Origin of the sequence: Streptomyces sp. NPDC050263, from assembly GCF_040655955.1 — a bacterium.
Lineage (GTDB): Bacteria > Actinomycetota > Actinomycetes > Streptomycetales > Streptomycetaceae > Streptomyces.
Window position 1 is genome coordinate 122,045 of record NZ_JBFAKW010000001.1, and the last position, 19,748, is coordinate 141,792.

The 19,748-nt window shown below is 69.4% G+C and carries 17 protein-coding genes, 2 tRNA genes and 1 pseudogene; 8 read left to right on the plus strand and 12 right to left on the minus strand.

Going from position 1 to position 19,748, the window contains the following annotated elements; genetic code table 11:
• Window positions 1-22: 22 nt before the first annotated feature.
• From AB0J04_RS00575 to AB0J04_RS00585, 3 genes and pseudogenes are all read right to left on the minus strand, one after another.
• A complete protein-coding gene (locus AB0J04_RS00575) occupies window positions 23-1,525 on the minus strand; it encodes a DUF2252 domain-containing protein (RefSeq protein ID WP_363166211.1) in 1,503 nt (500 codons plus the stop codon).
• A gap of 136 nt (window positions 1,526-1,661) precedes the next feature.
• Window positions 1,662-2,883: pseudogene (locus tag AB0J04_RS00580) on the minus strand (histidine kinase).
• A 232-nt stretch (window positions 2,884-3,115) separates the two neighbouring features.
• Window positions 3,116-3,202, minus strand: a tRNA-Leu gene (locus AB0J04_RS00585).
• A 422-nt stretch (window positions 3,203-3,624) separates the two neighbouring features.
• On the opposite strand from AB0J04_RS00585, the gene AB0J04_RS00590 reads away from it, so the two are divergent.
• The 6 genes from AB0J04_RS00590 (at window position 3,625) to pknB (ending at window position 11,757) form a co-directional block, all read left to right on the plus strand.
• Window positions 3,625-4,485: a DUF3662 and FHA domain-containing protein gene (locus tag AB0J04_RS00590; protein WP_363166155.1), complete on the plus strand. Its 861-nt coding sequence runs from the start codon at window positions 3,625-3,627 to the stop codon at window positions 4,483-4,485.
• A gap of 10 nt (window positions 4,486-4,495) precedes the next feature.
• Complete coding sequence (locus AB0J04_RS00595) at window positions 4,496-5,014, plus strand: FHA domain-containing protein (protein ID WP_363166156.1); 519 nt, start codon at window positions 4,496-4,498, stop codon at window positions 5,012-5,014.
• A gap of 92 nt (window positions 5,015-5,106) precedes the next feature.
• Window positions 5,107-6,678: a Stp1/IreP family PP2C-type Ser/Thr phosphatase gene (locus AB0J04_RS00600; protein WP_363166157.1), complete on the plus strand. Its 1,572-nt coding sequence runs from the start codon at window positions 5,107-5,109 to the stop codon at window positions 6,676-6,678.
• A 27-nt stretch (window positions 6,679-6,705) separates the two neighbouring features.
• Window positions 6,706-8,145: an FtsW/RodA/SpoVE family cell cycle protein gene (locus AB0J04_RS00605; RefSeq protein ID WP_363166158.1), complete on the plus strand. Its 1,440-nt coding sequence runs from the start codon at window positions 6,706-6,708 to the stop codon at window positions 8,143-8,145.
• A complete protein-coding gene (locus AB0J04_RS00610; protein ID WP_363166159.1) occupies window positions 8,142-9,611 on the plus strand; it encodes a penicillin-binding transpeptidase domain-containing protein in 1,470 nt (489 codons plus the stop codon). Before AB0J04_RS00605 ends, AB0J04_RS00610 begins: the two co-directional genes overlap by 4 nt.
• A gap of 169 nt (window positions 9,612-9,780) precedes the next feature.
• Entirely contained in the window at window positions 9,781-11,757 is a 1,977-nt protein-coding gene (gene pknB, locus AB0J04_RS00615; protein WP_363166160.1) for a Stk1 family PASTA domain-containing Ser/Thr kinase, read from the plus strand.
• 99 nt (window positions 11,758-11,856) lie between these two features.
• Here the strand turns inward: pknB and AB0J04_RS00620 are convergent, their stop codons facing one another.
• Genes AB0J04_RS00620 through AB0J04_RS00645 form a run of 6 tightly spaced genes read right to left on the minus strand, consistent with a single transcriptional unit; the run spans window position 11,857 to window position 16,146 of the window.
• Window positions 11,857-12,621, minus strand: coding sequence for a class E sortase (locus AB0J04_RS00620; protein WP_363166161.1), 765 nt, complete (start codon window positions 12,619-12,621; stop codon window positions 11,857-11,859).
• Window positions 12,622-12,651: 30 nt separating this feature from the next.
• Window positions 12,652-13,710 carry a class E sortase gene (locus tag AB0J04_RS00625; protein WP_363166162.1) on the minus strand — a complete coding sequence of 353 codons (1,059 nt, stop codon included), beginning with the start codon at window positions 13,708-13,710 and terminating at the stop codon, window positions 12,652-12,654.
• On the minus strand, window positions 13,707-14,345 hold the full coding sequence (locus AB0J04_RS00630) for an aminodeoxychorismate/anthranilate synthase component II (RefSeq protein WP_053753870.1): 639 nt from the start codon (window positions 14,343-14,345) through the stop codon (window positions 13,707-13,709). Before AB0J04_RS00630 ends, AB0J04_RS00625 begins: the two co-directional genes overlap by 4 nt.
• Window positions 14,342-14,539 carry a hypothetical protein gene (locus AB0J04_RS00635; RefSeq protein WP_363166163.1) on the minus strand — a complete coding sequence of 66 codons (198 nt, stop codon included), beginning with the start codon at window positions 14,537-14,539 and terminating at the stop codon, window positions 14,342-14,344. The genes AB0J04_RS00630 and AB0J04_RS00635 overlap by 4 nt, the downstream gene beginning before the upstream one ends.
• A 16-nt stretch (window positions 14,540-14,555) precedes the next feature.
• Entirely contained in the window at window positions 14,556-15,251 is a 696-nt protein-coding gene (locus tag AB0J04_RS00640; protein ID WP_363166164.1) for a class E sortase, read from the minus strand.
• Between the two features lie 46 nt (window positions 15,252-15,297).
• Window positions 15,298-16,146 (minus strand): DUF881 domain-containing protein, encoded by an 849-nt coding sequence (locus AB0J04_RS00645; protein WP_363166165.1) that lies wholly within the window; start codon window positions 16,144-16,146, stop codon window positions 15,298-15,300.
• Window positions 16,147-16,288: 142 nt separating this feature from the next.
• Here AB0J04_RS00645 and crgA point away from each other — a divergent pair, with 142 nt between their 5' ends.
• Entirely contained in the window at window positions 16,289-16,543 is a 255-nt protein-coding gene (crgA, locus tag AB0J04_RS00650; protein WP_054242100.1) for a cell division protein CrgA, read from the plus strand.
• A gap of 266 nt (window positions 16,544-16,809) precedes the next feature.
• Here the strand turns inward: crgA and AB0J04_RS00655 are convergent, their stop codons facing one another.
• On the minus strand, window positions 16,810-17,709 hold the full coding sequence (locus AB0J04_RS00655; RefSeq protein WP_363166166.1) for a rhomboid family intramembrane serine protease: 900 nt from the start codon (window positions 17,707-17,709) through the stop codon (window positions 16,810-16,812).
• A 145-nt stretch (window positions 17,710-17,854) separates the two neighbouring features.
• Window positions 17,855-18,388, minus strand: coding sequence for a peptidylprolyl isomerase (locus tag AB0J04_RS00660; RefSeq protein WP_363166167.1), 534 nt, complete (start codon window positions 18,386-18,388; stop codon window positions 17,855-17,857).
• 482 nt (window positions 18,389-18,870) lie between these two features.
• On the opposite strand from AB0J04_RS00660, the gene AB0J04_RS00665 reads away from it, so the two are divergent.
• Entirely contained in the window at window positions 18,871-19,587 is a 717-nt protein-coding gene (locus tag AB0J04_RS00665; protein ID WP_363166168.1) for a DUF5324 family protein, read from the plus strand.
• Between the two features lie 62 nt (window positions 19,588-19,649).
• On the opposite strand, the gene AB0J04_RS00670 is transcribed toward AB0J04_RS00665, so the two are convergent.
• Window positions 19,650-19,722, minus strand: a tRNA-Ala gene (locus AB0J04_RS00670).
• Between the last annotated feature and the right edge of the window lie 26 nt (window positions 19,723-19,748).

Consider the following 19,748-nt stretch of genomic DNA (forward strand, 5'->3'; position numbering starts at 1 on the left):
TCACACCCCGGTCTCCTGCGCCTCACACCCCGGTCTCCGCGGCGATCCGCCCCGCCCGTACCGCGGCGACCAGATCCGTGTGGTCCGCCTCGGTGCGGTCCGCGTAGGCCACGGCGAACGTGGCGATCGCCTCGTCGAGTTCCTCGTTCTTGCCGCAGTAGCCGGCGACCAGGCGGGGGTCGGCGCTGTGGGAGTGGGCGCGGGCGAGCAGGGCGCCGGTCATCCGGCCGTAGTCGTCGATCTGGTCCGCCGCGAGCGCCGCCGGGTCCACGCTGCCCTTGCGGTTGCGGAACTGCCGCACCTGGAAGGGGCGTCCGTCGACCGTCGTCCAGCCCAGCAGTATGTCGCTGACGACCTGCATGCGCTTCTGGCCGAGGACCACCCGGCGGCCCTCGTGCTCCACCTCCGGCGCCTCGAAGCCGGCGGTCAGCAGGTGCGGGACGAGGGCCGAGGCACGGGCCTCCTTCACCTGGAGGATCAGCGGCTCGCCCCGGTGGTCCAGCAACAGCACCACGTACGACCGCGCCCCGACACTGCCCGTGCCGACGATGCGGAAGGCGACGTCGTGCACCGCGTGGCGGGCCAGCAGGGGGTGGCGGTCCTCGGACAGCGTGGTCAGGTACTGCTCCAGGGACGCGGCCACCACCGCGGCCTCCGCGTCCGGGACCCGGCGCAGCACCGGCGGCGCGTCGACGAAGCGGCGGCCGCCGTTCTCCGTCGGCTCGGTCGACTTCGCCGCGAACCGTCCGCTGGTGTTGGCCCGCGCCTTCTCCGAGACCCGTTCCAGGGTGCCCAGCAGGTCGTGGGCGTCGGTGTGGGAGACCAGCTCCTCGTCGGCGATGGCGTTCCACGCGTCCAGCACCGGAAGCCTGGCCAGCAGCCGCATGGTGCGTCGGTAGGAGCCGGCCGCGCCGTGCGCCGCCTTGCGGCAGGTGTCCTCGTCCGCGCCGGCCTCCCGGCCCGCGAGCACCAGGGAGGCGGCGAGACGCTTGAGGTCCCACTCCCAGGGGCCGTCGACCGTCTCGTCGAAGTCGTTCAGGTCGATGACCAGACCGCCCCGGGCGTCGCCGTAGAGGCCGAAGTTGGCCGCGTGGGCGTCGCCGCAGATCTGCGCGCGGATCCCGGTCATGGGCGTGCGGGCCAGGTCGTACGCCATGAGCCCGGCCGAGCCGCGCAGGAACGCGAACGGCGTGGTCGCCATCCGGCCGACCCTTATCGGCGCCAGCTCCACGATGCGGCCCCGGTTGGACTCCTCGACCACCGTCACCGCGTCCGGCCGCGAGGCGTCCAGCTCGAGCGCGGCGTGCGCCGCCCGCGACACCCGGCTCCGCAGAGCCCTGCCCGCCTCCTTGGGGGCACCGAGCACAGACCCCGACTCGGCACCCGCGACCGCGCCCTCGCCCTCACCCGCGACGGACCGCTCAACAGACCGCTCGACGGGCCACTCCGCGAACCCAGGCACCCGGGGAAGCCTGCGCGCTCCAGCCGCCTCGGCCCCTGTCCCTGCCACACCGGCCTCGGTCACCACGACCGCCTCCCCCGCACACGTCCGTCCGTCGGCTCGACGAGCCGATCATCAACTCGTGCCGACCGTACAGCCGTCGACCGGGACCCGTCAGACCCTGTGGACGGCATGTTTCACGTGAAACACGCCACCGCCCTCACCACACGCACGGCAACTCCACGGCGATCGCCGTCGGCCCCCCCGACCGGACTGCTCACGCTCACCGCACCGTCCAACGCGGCGACCCGTCGCCGGATCCCCAGCAGTCCGGACCCTTCACCCTCGTCCGCCCCGCCGAGACCCTCGTCCCGCACCACCGCCCGCAGCCCGCTCCGCAGCCGCACCAGCTCGACGTCGGCCCGCGGTGAACCGCTGTGCTTGGTCACGTTGGTGAGCGCCTCCGCCACCGCGAAGTAGGCGGCGGCCTCCACGGCGACGGGCGCCCGGTACCCGCCCGCACCCCCGCTGACACCGTCCTCGAGCCCCTCCACCCGAACCGTCACATCCAGTCCGCTGCCGGCCGCCAGCGCCCGGACCGCCCCCGTCAGGCCGCGGTCCGTGAGGATCGGCGGGTGGATGCCCCGCACGACGTGCCGCAGTTCGGTCAGCGCCTGTTCGGCCTGGTCCTGGGCGTCCGCCATGAGCGTGCGCGCGGCGTCCGGGTCACGGTCGAAGGCCCGCTGGGCGAGCCCGATCCGCATGGACAGGGCGACCAGCCGGGCCTGAGCCCCGTCGTGCAGGTCGCGTTCGATGCGGCGCAGTTCGGCGCCGTGCGCGGCGATCGCGTCGGCGCGGGTCTCGGTCAGCGCCCGGACCCGGGCGGCGAGGCGCGCCTTGGGGGACGGCTTGAGCAGGGCCTCCGACCAGCGGGCCTCGAGGTCGGCGAGCCGGACGACGAGCGGCAGGACGACCGCGTCCCGGCGCAGCAGCCCGCACCGCACCCCGTCGACGACCAGCGCCGCCGGCCACAGCGGCAGTGCGAGCAGGACCAGCCAGCCGTAGACGTAGTGGGCGACCATCCAGCGCAGGTCGGCGAGGGTGCCGGGGTCGCGGACGGCCGTCCGGACGCGCTCGCGCAGCGATCCGGTGAGCGGCTCGTACGCCTCGGGGATCTCGCGGCCCGTCCAGTCGGCGACCTGATGGCGCTTGGCCCCGGCGATCCGGCGGATCAGCAGCACCGCCTCGGGCAGCAGCCACGCGCCGACGACGGTGAGCGTGCCGATGGCGGCGATGTGCAGCACGGTGACGAACAGATAGGTGCCGAAGGTCATCACCGCGGCGATGGCCAGCCGGCCCGTCGCCCGTCCTGCCCGCCGGATCGGCGTCGGCCGGTTCGCCGTCGCCGTCGCCGTCGCCGTCGGCCGGATCGCCTGTGCCATGCACCCACGCTAGGTCGCGCCCCGCGCGAACGCGGTGTAGCCCGCTACACCACCGGTCACGGCACCGGTCACCGCACCCGCCGCCACCGGCCAAGACCCTGAGATGTTCCTCACACGCTGTGATCAACCATGGCCTGTACTTGCCGCCTGCTTGCCGGTCGCCCACCGACTGCGCACCTGTCCGGAGAAACGCGAAAGCCCCTCAGGTCCTGAGACCTGAGGGGCTTCCAGCTGGTGCGCGAGGGGGGAGTTGAACCCCCACGCCCTTGCGGGCACTGGAACCTGAATCCAGCGCGTCTGCCTATTCCGCCACCCGCGCATTGGGTGTGTCATTTGGCTTGTTGGCCTTGCGGCCTTGCGCCTTCCGACACGCAGAACATTAGCACGCGGGTCAGGGTGCGTTCACATCCCTTGTTCGGGGGCAGGGAGCAGGTGGGAGGCCCTCGGCAACCTCTCAGGTCTCGGCGGTGACTGGTTCACGTATCAACCTCGTACTAAGGGCGGCCGTCTCCCCAGGAGCCGGACGAGGACCACAGTCAGGTGCGGGACACTGGTCCACGGCCGCCTCTACGATCCTGGACAGAAACACATGCGCAAGAGGGCGTCGACATCCGTCGGCGGGGCCGACAGGGGGAACCAGCCGATTCACCGGCGCGTGGATACGATCAGTGAGCAGTACCAGGCAGGCAGCACGGTAAGCAGCACGGCACGGGACGGCAGCCACTACGGAGGAGGTGCCCCATGGGAGTCCTGAAGAAATTCGAGCAGCGCCTCGAGGGTCTGGTCAACGGCACCTTCGCCAAGGTCTTCAAGTCCGAGGTCCAGCCCGTGGAGATCGCCGGTGCGCTCCAGCGCGAGTGCGACAACAACGCCACGATCTGGAACCGTGACCGCACGGTCGTCCCCAACGACTTCATCGTGGAGCTGAGCACGCCGGACTACGAGCGGCTCAGCCCCTACTCCGGCCAGCTCGGCGACGAGCTCGCCGGCATGGTGCGCGACTACGCCAAGCAGCAGCGCTACACCTTCATGGGACCGATCAAGGTCAACCTGGAGAAGGCGGACGACCTCGACACCGGCCTGTACCGGGTGCGCAGCCGTACGCTCGCCACCACCGGCAGCCAGGCGCCGGAGCAGGCGCCCGCCGCCGGCGGCAGACAGCGGCCCGGCGGGGCCGCCGCGCCGCCCATGCCCGCCGCACCACCGCCCGGCGGCGCCCCCGGCGCCCGTCCCGGCGGCTACGGCTACCCGCCCGCGTCCGGCGCCCAGCGCCCGGGTGCGGCCGGCGGTGGCCTGGCCGGGGCTCCGCAGCCCGGGTCACGCACCCGCCACTGGATCGAGATCAACGGCACCCGCCACCAGATCTCCCGCGCGACGCTCGTGCTGGGTCGCAGCACCGAGGCCGACGTGCGGATCGACGACCCCGGCGTCTCGCGTCGGCACTGCGAGATCCGGACCGGTTCGCCCTCGACGATCCAGGATCTCGGCTCCACCAACGGCATCGTGGTGGACGGGCAGCACACCACCCGCGCTACGCTCCGCGACGGCTCGCGGATCGTCGTGGGCAGCACCACCATCATTTACCGGCAAGCCGAAGGGTGAAGCGGGGGCAATGTCAGAGCTGACCCTCACGGTCATGCGGCTGGGTTTCCTGGCCGTACTGTGGCTGTTCGTGATCGTGGCCGTGCAGGTCATCCGCAGCGACCTGTTCGGTACGCGGGTCACCCAGCGCGGTTCGCGCCGGGAGGCCGGGCGTGCGCAGCAACAGCAGCAGGCGCAGCGCCAGGCGCCACCGCAGCAGCGCCAGCAGCCCGCCGCCGGCCGCACGCGTCGTAACGCACCTACCAAGCTGGTCGTGTCCGAGGGCATCCTCACCGGCACGACCGTCGCGCTCCAGGGCCAGACCATCACGCTGGGCCGGGCGCACGACAGCACGATCGTGCTGGACGACGACTACGCCTCCAGCCGCCATGCCAGGATCTACCCGGACCGCGACGGACAGTGGATCGTCGAGGACCTGGGCTCCACCAACGGCACGTACCTCGACCGATCGCGGCTGACGACTCCCACACCGATCCCGCTGGGCGCGCCGATCCGTATCGGCAAGACCGTCATCGAGTTGCGGAAGTAGTGCTACATCATGACTGAGCGCGAGCGGAGCGAGCACGCGGCGGCGGCCGGCACCCAGGGCCCCGGTGTGCTCCCGACCGGAGGGTGGGCAGTGTGGCTCGACACGACCGGCTGTACCCGGGGCCGACGGGCGAGGTGCGCATGAGTCTGTCACTGCGCTTCGCCGCCGGATCGCACAAGGGCATGATCCGGGAGGGCAACGAGGACTCCGGCTACGCCGGCCCTCGGCTGCTCGCCATCGCCGACGGCATGGGCGGCGCGGCCGCCGGTGAGGTCGCCTCCTCCGAGGCCATCTCCACCATCGTCGCCCTCGACGACGACGTCCCCGGCTCCGACGTCCTCACCTCGCTCGGTACCGCCGTCCAGCGCGCCAACGACCAGTTGCGCGCCCTGGTCGAGGAGGACCCCCAGCTCGAGGGCATGGGGACCACCCTGACCGCGCTGCTGTGGACCGGCCAGCGCCTCGGTCTGGTGCACGTCGGCGACTCGCGCGCCTACCTGCTGCGGGACGGGGTGCTGACCCAGATCACGCAGGACCACACCTGGGTGCAGCGCCTCGTCGACGAGGGCCGCATCACCGAGGAAGAGGCGACCACCCACCCCCAGCGCTCCCTGCTGATGCGGGCGCTGGGCAGCGGCGAGCACGTCGAGCCGGATCTGTCGATCCGTGAGGTCCGGGCCGGCGACCGCTATCTGATCTGCTCCGACGGCCTGTCCGGCGTGGTCTCCCACCAGACGCTCGAGGACACCCTCGCCAGCTACCAGGGCCCCCAGGAGACCGTGCAGGAGCTGATCCAGCTCGCGCTGCGCGGCGGCGGCCCCGACAACATCACCGTGATCGTGGCCGACGTCCTCGACCTGGACACCGGCGACACCCTCGCGGGGCAGCTGTCCGACGTCCCGGTCGTGGTCGGCGCGGTCGCCGAGAACCAGCTCCAGCTGCACGACAACGGCATCATGCAGACCCCGGCCGGCCGGGCCTCGGGCCTCGGCCGTCGGCAGCAGGGGCACGGCGGGGGCGGCGAGTTCGGCCCGCCCGGCTCCGGCGGCGACATCACCGGCTTCATCCCCACCGACGGCTTCGGCGACTACACCGACGACGACTTCGTCAAGCCGCGCGGCGGCCGCAAGTGGCTGAAGAGATCCTTCTACAGCGTGCTCGCGCTCGCCGTCATCGGCGGCGGCCTGTACGGCGGCTGGCGCTGGACGCAGACGCAGTACTACGTCGGCACCAAGGGCGAGCACGTCGCGCTGTACCGCGGCATCAGCCAGGACCTGGCCTGGGTGTCGCTGTCGAAGGTGGAGAAAGACCACCCCGAGATCGAACTCAAGTACCTCCCGGAGTACCAGCAGAAGCTGGTCGAGGCGACGATCGCCGAGGGCAGCCTGTCCACCGCCCAGAAGAAGATCGACGAGCTGGCCGTCCAGGCCTCCGCCTGCAAGAAGCAGGCCGGTACCGGGACAGCGAGCACGACCGGCTCCAAGACCGGCGCGGGCGAGGCGGGTGGCAGCACGGGAACCACGCCCGCGTCCGTCACGTCCAAGGCATCGCCGAGCCCCTCGGCATCCGCGTCCCCGTCCGTATCCGCGACCGCCACTCCCACCCCCGGCCCCAGCCTTTCGGAGGAAGAGCAGAAGGTCGTCTCGCGGTGCGGTGAGCAGTAGGCAAGCCGTGAGAGGCCCCGTCACACGATGAGCAGTACTACCAACTCGCCGACGCATCACACGTCCACGATCGGCTCGATCGGTACGCCGAGCCGGCGCAACACCGAGCTCGCGCTGCTGGTGTTCGCCGTCGCCATCCCGGTCTTCGCCTACGCCAACGTGGGCCTGGCCATCAAGGAGGAGGTGCCGTCCGGCCTCCTGAGCTACGGGCTGGGCCTCGGGCTCCTGGCCGGCGTCGCCCATCTCGTCGTCCGCAAGTTCGCGCCGTACGCGGACCCGCTGCTGCTGCCGCTGGCCACCCTGCTGAACGGGCTCGGGCTGGTCGCCATCTGGCGACTGGACCAGTCGAAGTATCTGCAGAACGCCGAGCAGGCCGGCACGGCCGCGCCACGGCAGCTGCTGTACACGGCGATGGGCATCGCCCTGTTCATCGTGGTGCTGATCTTCCTCAAGGACCACCGCGCCCTGCAGCGCTACACCTACATCTCCATGGTCGGCGCGATCTTCCTGCTGCTGCTCCCGCTCGTGCCGGGCCTCGGCCAGAACATCTACGGCGCCAAGATCTGGATCTCGGTCGCCGGCTTCTCCATCCAGCCCGGTGAGTTCGCCAAGATCGTGCTGGCGATCTTCTTCGCCGGCTATCTGATGGTGAAGCGCGACGCGCTCGCCCTGGCCAGCCGCCGCGTCCTCGGCCTGTATCTGCCGCGCGGCCGCGACCTCGGCCCGATCATCGTCGTCTGGATCATCTCGATCCTGATCCTGGTCTTCGAGACGGACCTCGGCACCTCTCTGCTGTTCTTCGGAATGTTCGTCATCATGCTGTACGTCGCCACCGAGCGGACCAGCTGGATCGTCTTCGGCATGCTGATGTCCGCGGTCGGCGCGGTCGGCGTGGCCCAGTTCGAGAGCCACGTCCAGCAGCGTGTCCAGGCCTGGCTCGACCCGATGGGCGAGTACAAGCTCTCCCAGCAGGGCGTCATCGGCCACTCCGAGCAGGCCATGCAGGCCCTGTGGGCGTTCGGCTCCGGCGGCACCCTCGGCACCGGCTGGGGCCAGGGCCACTCCGAGCTGATCAAGTTCGCCGCCAACTCCGACTTCATCCTCGCCACCTTCGGCGAGGAGCTGGGCCTGGCCGGCATCATGGCGCTGCTGCTGCTGTACGGCCTGATCGTGGAGCGCGGCGTGCGCACCGCCCTCGCCGCCCGCGACCCCTTCGGCAAGCTGCTCGCCATCGGCCTCTCGGGCGCCTTCGCGCTCCAGGTGTTCGTCGTCGCCGGCGGTGTGATGGGTCTCATCCCGCTCACCGGTATGACGATGCCCTTCCTGGCGTACGGCGGTTCCTCCGTCATCGCCAACTGGGCCCTGATCGGCATCCTGATCAGAATCAGCGACACCGCGCGCCGCCCGGCACCCGCTCCCGCCTCCAATCCCGACGCCGAGATGACCCAGGTGGTCCGCCCGTCATGAACAAGCCCCTGCGCCGGATCGCGATCTTCTGCGGCCTCCTGGTCCTCACCCTGCTGCTGCGGGACAACTACCTGCAGTACGTCAAGGCGGACACCCTCGCCAGCGACACCAAGAACCGCCGCGTCAACATCACGCGCTACTCGACGCCGCGCGGCAACATCATCGTCGACGGCAAGGCCATCACCGGCTCGGTGGAGACCACCGGCGACTACAAGTACAAGCGCACCTGGATCAACGGCCCCATGTGGGCGCCGGTCACCGGCTTCTCCTCGCAGGCCTTCGGCGCCAACCAGCTGGAGAAGCTGGAGGACGGCATCCTCAGCGGCAACGACGACCGGCTCTTCTTCCGCAACACCCTGGACATGATCACGGGCAAGGACAAGGAGGGCGGCAGCGTCATCACCACCCTCAACGCCGCCGCGCAGAAGGCCGCTTACGAGGGCCTGGGCAGCAAGAAGGGCGCGGTCGCCGCGATCGAGCCGTCCACCGGCAAGATCCTGGCGCTGGTCTCGACGCCGTCGTACGACCCGTCGAAGTTCGCCGGGTCCTCCGACGCCGACGCCACCGCGTGGAAGGCGGTCCAGAAGAAGAACAACACCGACGACCCGATGCTCAACCGCGCGCTGCGCGAGACCTACCCGCCGGGCTCCACGTTCAAGGTCGTCACCGCCGCCGCCGCGCTGGAGAACGGCGAGGTCGCCGACATCGACGACAAGACCGACACCCCGGACCCGTTCAAGCTGCCGGAGTCCTCGAGCAAGCTCACCAACGAGCACGGCGAGTGCAAGAACGCCACCCTGCGCTACGCGCTCATGGTGTCCTGCAACACCGTCTTCGCGAAGATGGCCGACAACGTCGGCAACGAGAAGATGATCGAGCAGGCGGAGAAGTTCGGCTTCAACGAGGCGGAGCTGGACACCCCGGTGCGCGCCGCGGAGAGCATCTACCCCAAGGACAACCGGCCGCAGAACGCCCAGGACGGCATCGGCCAGGCCTCCAACCGCGCCACCCCGCTCCAGATGGCCATGGTCGCCTCGGCGGTCGCCAACGACGGCAAGCTGATGAAGCCGTACATGGTCGACCAGCTGAAGGCCGCGAACCTGGACACCGTCGAGACGACCGAGCCGCAGCAGCTGTCGCAGGCCGTCTCGTCCAAGACCGCGCAGGCCCTCCAGGAGATGATGGAGACGGTCGTCAGCAACCCGCAGGGCACCGGCGGCAAGGCCAAGATCGACAATGTCATCGTCGGCGGCAAGACCGGTACCGCCCAGCACGGCCTCAACAACAGCGAGAAGCCGTACGCCTGGTTCATCTCGTACGCGAAGCTGTCCGACGGCAGCGCGCCGGTCGCCGTCGCCGTCGTCGTCGAGGACGGCGCCGCCAACCGCGGCGACATCACCGGCGGCGGTCTCGCCGGTCCGATCGCGAGGGACGTGATGAAGGCAGTCATCGACAGCAAGAAGTGACCCCCATCACGTCGCCTACACATCGGTGCACGTTGCGATACCGGTCCTGTATCGGGTGACGGGCTTGGCCAGGTCACACAGCGCCGTCCGGGTACGGTAAGCCCGGACGGCAGCCTCCGGCCGCACACGTGTGCCGGTCGGGACCGACGGAGAGGGCTGGTAGGTAGCTATGGAAGAGCCGCGTCGCCTCGGCGGCCGGTACGAGCTGGGCCACGTGCTCGGCCGTGGTGGCATGGCTGAGGTCTACCTCGCGCATGACACCCGCCTCGGCCGCACCGTGGCGGTGAAGACGCTGCGCGCGGACCTCGCGCGCGACCCTTCCTTCCAGGCCCGGTTCCGCCGGGAGGCCCAGTCTGCCGCCTCGCTCAACCACCCCGCGATCGTCGCGGTCTACGACACGGGCGAGGACTACATCGACGGGGTCTCGATCCCGTACATCGTCATGGAGTACGTCGACGGCTCCACGCTCCGCGAGCTGCTCCACTCCGGCCGCAAGCTGCTGCCGGAGCGGACGCTGGAGATGACCATCGGCATCCTCCAGGCCCTGGAGTACTCGCACCGAGCCGGCATCGTCCACCGTGACATCAAGCCGGCCAACGTCATGCTGACGCGCAACGGCCAGGTCAAGGTCATGGACTTCGGCATCGCCCGCGCCATGGGCGACTCCGGCATGACGATGACGCAGACGTCCGCCGTGATCGGCACCGCCCAGTACCTCTCGCCGGAACAGGCGAAGGGCGAGCAGGTCGACGCGCGCTCCGACCTGTACTCCACGGGCTGTCTGCTCTACGAGCTGCTGACGGTACGGCCGCCGTTCGTCGGGGACTCCCCGGTCGCGGTGGCCTACCAGCATGTGCGGGAGGAACCGCAGCCGCCGAGCGTCTTCGATCCCGAGATCACCCCCGAGATGGACGCCATCGTCCTGAAGGCGCTGGTCAAGGACCCGAACTACCGCTACCAGTCCGCCGACGAGATGCGCATCGACATCGAGGCATGCCTCGACGGTCAGCCGGTCGCGGCCACGGCGGCGATGGGCTCGGTCGGCTACGGCGGGTACGGCGGTTACGGGGACGACCAGGCGACCACGGCCATGCGTTCCGCGGACGCCGGCGCCACGTCGATGCTGCCGCCCATGAACCCGGACGACGGCGGCTTCGGCTACGACGACCGTCCCGACCGGCGGCGCCAGAAGAAGTCCAACGCCTCGACGATCCTCTTGGTCGTCGCCGCTGCGCTGGTGCTGGTGGGCGCCATCCTGATCGGCAAGTGGGTGTTCGACGGCAACGCCGCCGCGGACAAGGCTTTCCCGGTCCCGAACTTCGTGAACAAGTCGCAGGCCGAGGCCAAGACCATGGCCGAGAACGTCGACCTGAAAGCGGTCTTCACCCAGAAGGCCTGCGAGAACTCCTCCAAGGGCAACATCTGCTCCCAGGACCCGGCGTTCGGCAAGACCGTCAACAAGGGCGACACCGTCAACCTCGTGGTGTCGACCGGCGCGCCGAAGGTGGCCGTGCCGAGTGTCCTCGGCAAGACCCTGGACGAGGCCAAGACGCTGCTGGAGGGCGACCAGTACCAGTTCGTCGTCGAGACGAAGCAGGAGGTGTCCACCGAGGAGGCGGGCACCGTTCTGTCGCAGGACCCCGAACTCGGCAAGGAGGTGGAGAAGGGCACCACGGTCACCCTGACCATCGCCAAGGCCGAGGAGAAGGCCACCGTGCCCGACGTCTCCGGCAAGAGCTGTGAGGACGCCAAGGCGCAGATGCAACAGAACGACCTGACGGGCACCTGTGTCGAGGTCGACACCCAGGACCAGAACGCGGTCGGCAAGACCATCCAGACCGTCCCGTCGATCGGCTCCCAGGCCGACAAGGGATCCACGGTCCAGATCCAGATCGGCAAGAGCAGCCAGACCCAGGTTCCGTCGAACCTTCAGGGCCTGAGCCTGAAGGACGCCAAGCAGGCGCTGCAGAACGCGGGGCTGAACGTCGGCAACATCGCCGGCTCCCAGGACGACGACGCCCAGGTCATCAGCTCCGACCCGGCCCCCGGCAGCACGGTCAACCGGGGTCAGACGGTCAACCTGATCGCCATAAAGAACGGCAATAACAACAACAACGACGACAACGACGGCAACCCGTTCAACTGACGCTGCCGCTGTCGCTGTCGCTGACACCGAACGACACGGGCCCCGCCGGTCACGACCGGCGGGGCCCGTTCTGGTTTCGTCCTGCTTGCGTCGGGAAGCTCAGTCGCCGAGTTCCTTCGGCGGAGTCCGGTCCGCGTCCACCTTGTCCACGCGGACCAGCTCGCCCCAGACCACGTACCGGTACCGGGACGTGTACACCGGCGTGCAGGTCGTCAACGTGATGTAGTGCCCGGCCTTCTTCTTGCCGGACTCCTTCGGGATCTGACCGAGGACCTCGACGTTGTACTTCGACGTCTCTGGAAGGACCGCGTACACCTTGTAGACGTACCAGTCGTCCTTCGTCTCGAAGACGATCGGGTCGCCCTTCTCCAGCTTGTCGATGTTGTGGAACTTCGCGCCGTGGCCGTCCCGGTGGGCGGCGAGCGTGAAGTTGCCCTCCTTGCCGCTGGTCGGGAGGACGGCCTTGACGGGGTCGGTGTAGTAGCCGGCGACGCCCTCGTTGAGGACCTTCGACGAGGTGCCCTTCTCGACCAGCACCTCACCGTTCTTCATCGTCGGCACATGGAGGAAGCCGATGCCGTCCTTGGTGTCGAGCGCGCCCGGACCGGTGTCCTGCTGGGCCCAGTTGTCACGCACCTTGTCGCCCTGCCGGTCCGCGTGCCGGTCGGCGACGACGTTCGTCCACCAGAGCGAGTAGACGACGAACAGGCCGAGCACCAGGCCTGCGGTGATGAGGAGTTCACCGAAGACGCTGACGGCGAAGGCGATCCGCCCGCCCGCGCGACGCGGCGGCGCGGGATCGGGCGCGTCCACGCGCGCGTGCTCTTCGTGCTCGGTGTCGCCGGTGGTCGCTGCCACGTTCATCTGCCTTTACTCGACTGCTCCACTGCGCGCCTACTCGACGAGCGCGTCCGGCTTGCCCTTGCTGCGCGGCCGTTCCTCGACCATCTTGCCCCAGACGATCAAGCGGTACTTGCTGGTGAACTCCGGCGTGCAGGTGGTGAGCGTGATGTACCGTCCCGGCCCGGTGAACCCGGAGCCCGGCGGGACAGGATCCAGGACGCTCGTGTTGCTGGGCGCGGTCACCGGCAGCGACGACGTCATCTTGTAGACGAAGTACTCGTTCTGCGTCTCGACGACGATGTCGTCGCCCGCCTGGAGCCGATTGATGTACCGGAACGGTTCGCCGTGCGTGTTGCGGTGGCCCGCGAGCCCGAAGTTGCCGGTCTTCGCGTCGGGCATCGCCGTCTCCAGCGGGCTCTCCCCGTAGTGCCCGACCATGCCCTTGTCCAGCACCTTCTTGTTGCTGACGCCCTCCGCGATCGGCACGACCACGTCCAGCTTGGGGATGTGCAGGAGGGCGAAGCCCTGCCCCGGCGAGAAGACGCCGGGAGCGCCCTTGCCCTTCGCCCAGTCGTCCTGGAGGCTGCTCGCCTCCTTGTCCGCCTGCGCGTGCGCCCGCACGTTCGTCCACCACAGCTGGTAGGTGACGAACAGCAGCATCAGCACGCCCGTGGTGATGAACACCTCGCCGACCGCCCGGCTGGCGACGACGGCCGCGCCCGGCTTGCGGGCCCGCTCCCGGCGGCGGGCCTCGACGCGCGACAGGGGCCGCTCGCCCTGGGACGGCGCGTCGGCCCCGTTGTACGACTCGGACTCCTCGCCGGGGCCGCCATGACGCCCACGACGGCCCTTGGCGGCCTTTCTGCGGGCCGCGCGCCCGCCCGCCGGTGTTCCGGGGAGGGGAGAGGCCGCCGGGGCCCCAGAGGCCGATACGGGCTTGCCACCGAACGCGGAAGCCGGCGGCGGGATCCGCAGCGCCACCGTCTCCTCGTCGATCGGCGGCTGGTACGGCTGCCCCGCATAGGGGTCGGCGCCGTACGCGTCACCGCCGAAGGACTCGTACGCCGCCGTGCCGTACGAGTCCTCGCGCTCGGGGCGCAGCGCGGTCACGCCGTGGCCCTGCCCACCACCGGGGCGAGCCCCGCCGACCTCGCCACCGCGCCCTGGTCGCCGCACTCCACCAGCCAGTTGGCGAGCATCCGGTGCCCGTGCTCGGTCAACACCGACTCCGGGTGGAACTGGACGCCCTCGACGGGCAGTTCACGGTGGCGCAGTCCCATGATGATCCCGTCGTGGGTTCGGGCGGTCACCTCGAGTTCGGCCGGGACCGTCGCCGGCTCGGCGGCCAGCGAGTGGTAGCGGGTCGCGGTGAACGGGGTCGGCAGGCCCGCGAAGACGCCCCGGCCCTCGTGCTCCACCAGCGAGGTCTTGCCGTGCAGCAGCTCCGGCGCCCGGTCCACGACACCGCCGTACGCCACCTGCATCGACTGCATGCCCAGGCAGACGCCGAAGACGGGGACACCGGTGGCCGCGCAGTGCCGGACCATCTCGATGCAGACGCCGGCCTCCTCGGGCGTACCCGGGCCGGGGGACAGCAGAACGCCGTCGAAGCCGTCCTGGGCGTGAGCCGTGGAGACCTCGTCGTTGCGCAGGACCTCGCACTCGGCGCCCAGCTGGTACAGGTACTGAACCAGGTTGAAGACGAAGCTGTCGTAGTTGTCGACGACGAGAATGCGCGCGCTCACTGGTTGTCCACCGTCACATCGTTGAAGGGAAGCAGCGGTTCGGCCCACGGGAAGACGTACTGGAACAGCCCGTACACCACGGCCACGATCAGCATGATCGAGATCAGCGCCCTCACCCACGCGTTTCCCGGCAGATGTCGCCAGATCCAGCCGTACATGCCGTCCCTTCCGTCGCACCACGGCACCTGACTCACGCCGTACGCCACCAGACTAACGGCGCAGAGCCTTCGGTTCGCCTGCCTCCACAGGCTGTGTGGAGTCCAGGTGCGCCCAGACGATCAGCCGATGACTGTGCCCCCATTCCGGATCGCACGTGGTCAAGGTCAGATACCGGCCCGGACGCGTGTACCCCGACTTACGTGGCACAGCGTCGATCACCTCGACATCCGAGGGCACGGTTTTGTAGGGGCCTTTGTCGATCCGATACGTGAACCAGGTCGCCCCGTCCGTCAGCACCACCGCGTCCCCGCGCCTGAGCTTCGGGAAGTCCTTGAACGGGTCGCCGTAGGTACGGCGGTGACCTGCGACGGAGAAGTTCCCGGTCTGCCCGAGCCCGGCCGTCCCGGCGTAGTGCCCCAGCCCCTTCTTCAGGGTGCCGGTCGCTGTGCCTTCGAGGACGGGCTTGTTCCACGTGAAACCAAGACGCGGGATGTACATGACGGCGAACGGCTTCCCGCTCCGGTACGGCGCCGGCTGCGCGGGGGTGCCCGGGCTCGTGCTCGCGCCGGGGCCCGGGGCGGGCCCTGCGGTCGGCTGGGCCCACTGGTCGTGAAGGTCGTCGATCTGGTCGTCCATGACACGGTCGGCCTGAACCCCGGTCCAGAACAGCACATAGACGACAAACAGGACGATGACGGCGCCTACCGTGATGCACAGCTCGCTGAACGTCCTGACGATCACCCGCACCGGCGGCTCCGATAAGGACTCGCTCGAGGGCCCGCTTCAGGCCTGACTACTCCACGGGCTTGGCGTAGTGCAGATCCACTGTGCCCGAGTAACCCGGCAGAGTCACCGTCCCGTCCTCGGTGACTTTCCAGCCGAGGCCGTAGACATTCACGTAGACCATGTAGTTCTGGATCGCCGGGGCGTCCGCGAGCGCCTGCTGCAGCTTCTCCGGGTCGCCGACCGCCTGGATCTTGTACGGCGGCGAGTAGACGCGGCCCTGGAGGATCAGCGTGTTGCCGACGCAGCGCACGGCGCTGGTGGAGATCAGCCGCTGGTCCATGACCTTGACGCCCTGGGCGCCGCCCTGCCAGAGCGCGTTCACCACGGCCTGGAGGTCCTGCTGGTGGATGACCAGGTAGTCGGGTTGCGGGTCCGGGTAGCCGGGGAGCTTGGCGGTGGCGTTCGGCGGGGCGTCGTTGAGCGTGACGGTGATCGCCCGGCCCTTGAGCTGCTGGGTGCCCGCGCCCTTCTCCAGTCCCGCGAGCTTGTCGTCCTGGGCCTGGGTGCTGCCGTCGTCGGCCTCGGCCAGCGACTCCACGTCTTCGCGCAGGGCCCCGTTCGTCCCCTCCAACTCGCCGTTCTTCTTGCTGCGCTCCTCGATGAGGTCGGACAGCTTCAGCAGGGAGGCGTCCGTGCGGATGTTGGTGCCCTTGGCGGTGTTGAAGCTGGTGAAGAAGAGAAGGCCGGCGAGGGCGAAGACGCCCACGGTGAGCACCCGCACGGGCCGGAAACCGCCCCGGCGATCGGCAGCGGAGGCCGAGGAGGAAGGCAGCGAGAGAACGGCAGGGGAAACGGAGGTGGGATCAGGGGGTGAACCCGTTGAATCCGTCCGGGGGGAGTCGGCAGAATTGCTCAACGTACCCTTATCTCCTTCGGCGCCGTAGAAGCACTACGCTAACGGACGCCCGGAGGAGCCCCTCAGTCCCCTGGCACGCAGCCCCCGAGCCCGACCCCAGCACTCTGCGCGGCCACGCAGCGCATCGACAGGAGAGACCCTCGTGCCGAAGTCACGTATCCGCAAGAAGGCCGACTACACGCCGCCGCCGGCGAAGCAGGCGACCGCCATCAAGCTGAACAGCCGCGCCTGGGTCGCACCCGTGATGCTGGCCATGTTCCTCATCGGGCTGGCCTGGATCGTGGTCTTCTACGTGACCGACGGCTCGCTGCCCATCGACAAGCTGGACAACTGGAACATCGTCGTCGGCTTCGGCTTCATCGCGGCCGGCTTCGGCGTCTCCACGCAGTGGAAGTAGCCCCCGAGGCAGGCCGCCGGCCAGCTCTGCCCACGGCTATCCACTGAGTTATCCACAGCGGTTTTCCACATGGGGAAAAGAAAGACGATCTGTGGATAACTCATCGAGGGTTGACGCCGGTGTGACGTAACTACCGGCTGTCACTGTCACTCGAAAAACTGTTCGCCCCCTGCCCGACCTGCGCAAACGCGGGTCGAGGACAGGGGGCACAGTTGTTCCCGCACGTTGTGCACAAGATTCGACACAGACTGTGGACAACAGCGCGCTCAGGTGAGCTGAGCAGTCCTCAGGAGCGTCACGACCAGGACGACCACCAGCATCACCGCGCAGGTCCCGAACTGCACGAGGGCCCGGCGCTCGCGGGGGGCGTGGACCATCCCGAAGCCGATGACCACACCGGCGACCAGGCCGCCGATGTGCGCCTGCCAGGAGATCCCGCTCCATCCGAAGGTGATGACCAGGTTGATCACCAGCAGAGCGATCACCGGCCGCATGTCGTAGCGCTGCCGACGCACCAGCACGGCGAGCGCCCCGAAGAGACCGAAGATCGCCCCGGAGGCGCCGAGCGAGGCCTGGTTGGGCGCGGCGATCAGGTACGTGAGCGCGCTGCCGGCCAGACCGGAGACCAGGTAGAGCGCGAGGTAGCGGACCCGGCCGAGGGCCGCTTCGAGAGGGCCGCCGATCCACCAGAGGCTGAGCATGTTGGACAGGATGTGGATGACGCTGCCGTGCAGGAACATCGAGGTCAGCAGCCGGTACCACTGGCCTTCGGCCACGCCCTGGAGTTCGCCGTACCCCAGGGCCGGCATGAACGCCCGGCCGATCAGGTCGAGCCGGTCGGTGAAACTGTCGCCGAGAGCCTGCTGGAGCACGAACATCGCCACGTTGATCCCGAGAAGGATCTTGGTGACCAGGAGGGGATCGGCTGCGATCGTGCCGCCCGCGAGGGTGCGGGGCTGCGAGGCGCCCGGAGCGTGGCCCGTGCCGGAGCCGTCGCGGACGCAGTTGGGGCACTGGAAACCGACGGAGGCGCTGACCATGCACTCGGGGCAGATCGGGCGCTCGCAGCGGGTGCAGCGAATGCCGGTCTCCCGGTCGGGGTGCCGGTAGCAGACGGGCAGGCCGCTCTGAGCGTCGTCCTGCCGGCTGCCAGGCGCCTGGTCCATGGGCTCCCCCAGTCAATGCGTGCGCGTCACGTGAGCCGTCGTGTTCGCAATGGATCGAGTCGGAATCGAGTAGGAACGGATCGTAAAGGAACCGCCCTGCTCATCCTTACGGACGAGCAGGGCGCATGGTTCCCGGCGGTACCGCTCAGCCCTTGCGGCTCTCCACGACGACCGACTCGATGACGACGTCCTTCAGCGGACGATCGGTGCGCGGGTTGGTCTGGGTGGCCGCGATGGCGTCCACGACCTTCTGGCCGGCCGGGTCGACGACCTCGCCGAAGATGGTGTGCTTGCGGGTCAGCCAGGCCGTCGGGGAGACGGTCAGGAAGAACTGCGAGCCGTTGGTGGCCGGGCCGGCGTTGGCCATGGCCAGCAGGTAGGGCCGGTCGAACCGCAGGTCCGGGTGGAACTCGTCCTCGAACTGGTAGCCGGGACCGCCGGTGCCGTTGCCCAGCGGGTCACCGCCCTGGATCATGAATCCGCTGATCACCCGGTGGAAGACCGTGCCGTCGTAGAGCCTGTCCGTGGACTTCACACCCGTTTCCGGGTTGACCCACTCACGCTCGCCGGTGGCGAGCTCGACGAAGTTCTTGACCGTCTTCGGGGCATGGTCCGGGAAGAGCCGGATCTCGATGTCGCCGTGGTTGGTCTTCAGGGTGGCGTACAGCTGCTCGGCCACGATCTGCCTTCCGTTGTCTTCCTGTGACCCCCCGATCCTCGCACGGTCCGCGGCCCGCGTGGCCGGACGGCCCGCCCTCGATCGGAACCGACGGTTCCGGCACGGAATCGCACCCGACTCGGCCTGGACGGGAGCGGGCGGGGCCGATCCGTGGCATCGTCGGCTTTGTCGCCCTGTCGACGCTCTGTTTCCAATGCCCCGACTGTTTGCATTGATCAGACTCTGTAACGATCAACACCGATCAACGCACATCCACACCGGTCCGCACCGAAGATCCGAATCCACCGATCCATCGATCCACCGATCCATCCACCGATCCATCCGCCGATCCGTCCATCCGCTGGCGCAGATGATCAGCGTGCGATCGGCGCGCGACCAGCACCCGTATGCCCGTCCGCACATGCCGGGACGGCCGTCGGCAGGCATGATCCGTCAAAGGGTGGAAAGTCGAAATACCGTACGCCACCGAGGAGGAGGAACCCGTGACCCGCATCGACAGCGTGCGCTCCGCGACCGGCTCGGCGAAGGACAGCGTGCTGCACGCCGCGGAAGTGGTGGCGCCCTACGCCGACACGGCCAAGGAGCGGGCCGCGCTCTACGCGCAGGAAGCCCGTGTACGACTCGCGCCCAAGGTGTCGCAGGCCGCCGACCAGGCCCGACTCCAGGCCCGAGTCCAGTACGACGCCCATGTCGCCCCACGTCTGGAACAGGCGAAGACACATGTCCCGCCGAAGGTCGACCTGGCCGCGCAGGAGGCGGCCGCCCGCACCCGGCTGGCCGCACGGCAGGCCGCCGACTACTCCCGGCCGAGGATCGAACAGGCGGTGGCCGCGGCCGGACCCGTACGGGACGAGGCCGCTGCCCGCGGCGTCGCCGCGCTGGCCGCCCTGCGCGGCCAGGTGACGCCGAAGGAGATCGAGAAGCTGGTGCGCAAGCACCGGCGCCGGGCCAAGGCGGGCAAGCTCGCCAAGGCGCTCGTGGTGCTGGGCGTCGTCGCCGGCGGTGCCTTCGCCGCCTGGAAGTGGTGGGACAAGCAGGCCAACCCGGACTGGCTGGTCGAGCCGCCGGCAGCCACGGAGGTGCCGGCCGCAGGCGGCCTGACCTCGGTGGACGGCAGCGGCGACACCTCGGTCCTGGACCCCGAGGTACAGGCCAAGGAGGCCGAGGAGGAAGCCGCGAAGCGCGAGGACCGCGGCTGACCGAGCACCAGCGCAAAGACCCCTCCGACCTGCGTTTCCGCAGGTCGGAGGGGTCTTGTGTGTGGAGCCTAGGGGAGTCGAACCCCTGACATCTGCCATGCAAAGACAGCGCTCTACCAACTGAGCTAAGGCCCCGCAAGAGACGACCGGCCGGAGAAACC

Coding starts and splice junctions, on each gene's coding strand:
- AB0J04_RS00590 (WP_363166155.1), top strand. CDS start 3,625: ATGGGAGTCCTGAAGAAATTCGAGCAGCGCCTCGAGGGTCTGGTCAAC.
- AB0J04_RS00595 (WP_363166156.1), top strand. CDS start 4,496: ATGTCAGAGCTGACCCTCACGGTCATGCGGCTGGGTTTCCTGGCCGTA.
- AB0J04_RS00605 (WP_363166158.1), top strand. CDS start 6,706: ATGAGCAGTACTACCAACTCGCCGACGCATCACACGTCCACGATCGGC.
- AB0J04_RS00610 (WP_363166159.1), top strand. CDS start 8,142: ATGAACAAGCCCCTGCGCCGGATCGCGATCTTCTGCGGCCTCCTGGTC.
- pknB (WP_363166160.1), top strand. CDS start 9,781: ATGGAAGAGCCGCGTCGCCTCGGCGGCCGGTACGAGCTGGGCCACGTG.
- AB0J04_RS00620 (WP_363166161.1), bottom strand. CDS start 12,621: ATGAACGTGGCAGCGACCACCGGCGACACCGAGCACGAAGAGCACGCG.
- AB0J04_RS00655 (WP_363166166.1), bottom strand. CDS start 17,709: ATGGACCAGGCGCCTGGCAGCCGGCAGGACGACGCTCAGAGCGGCCTG.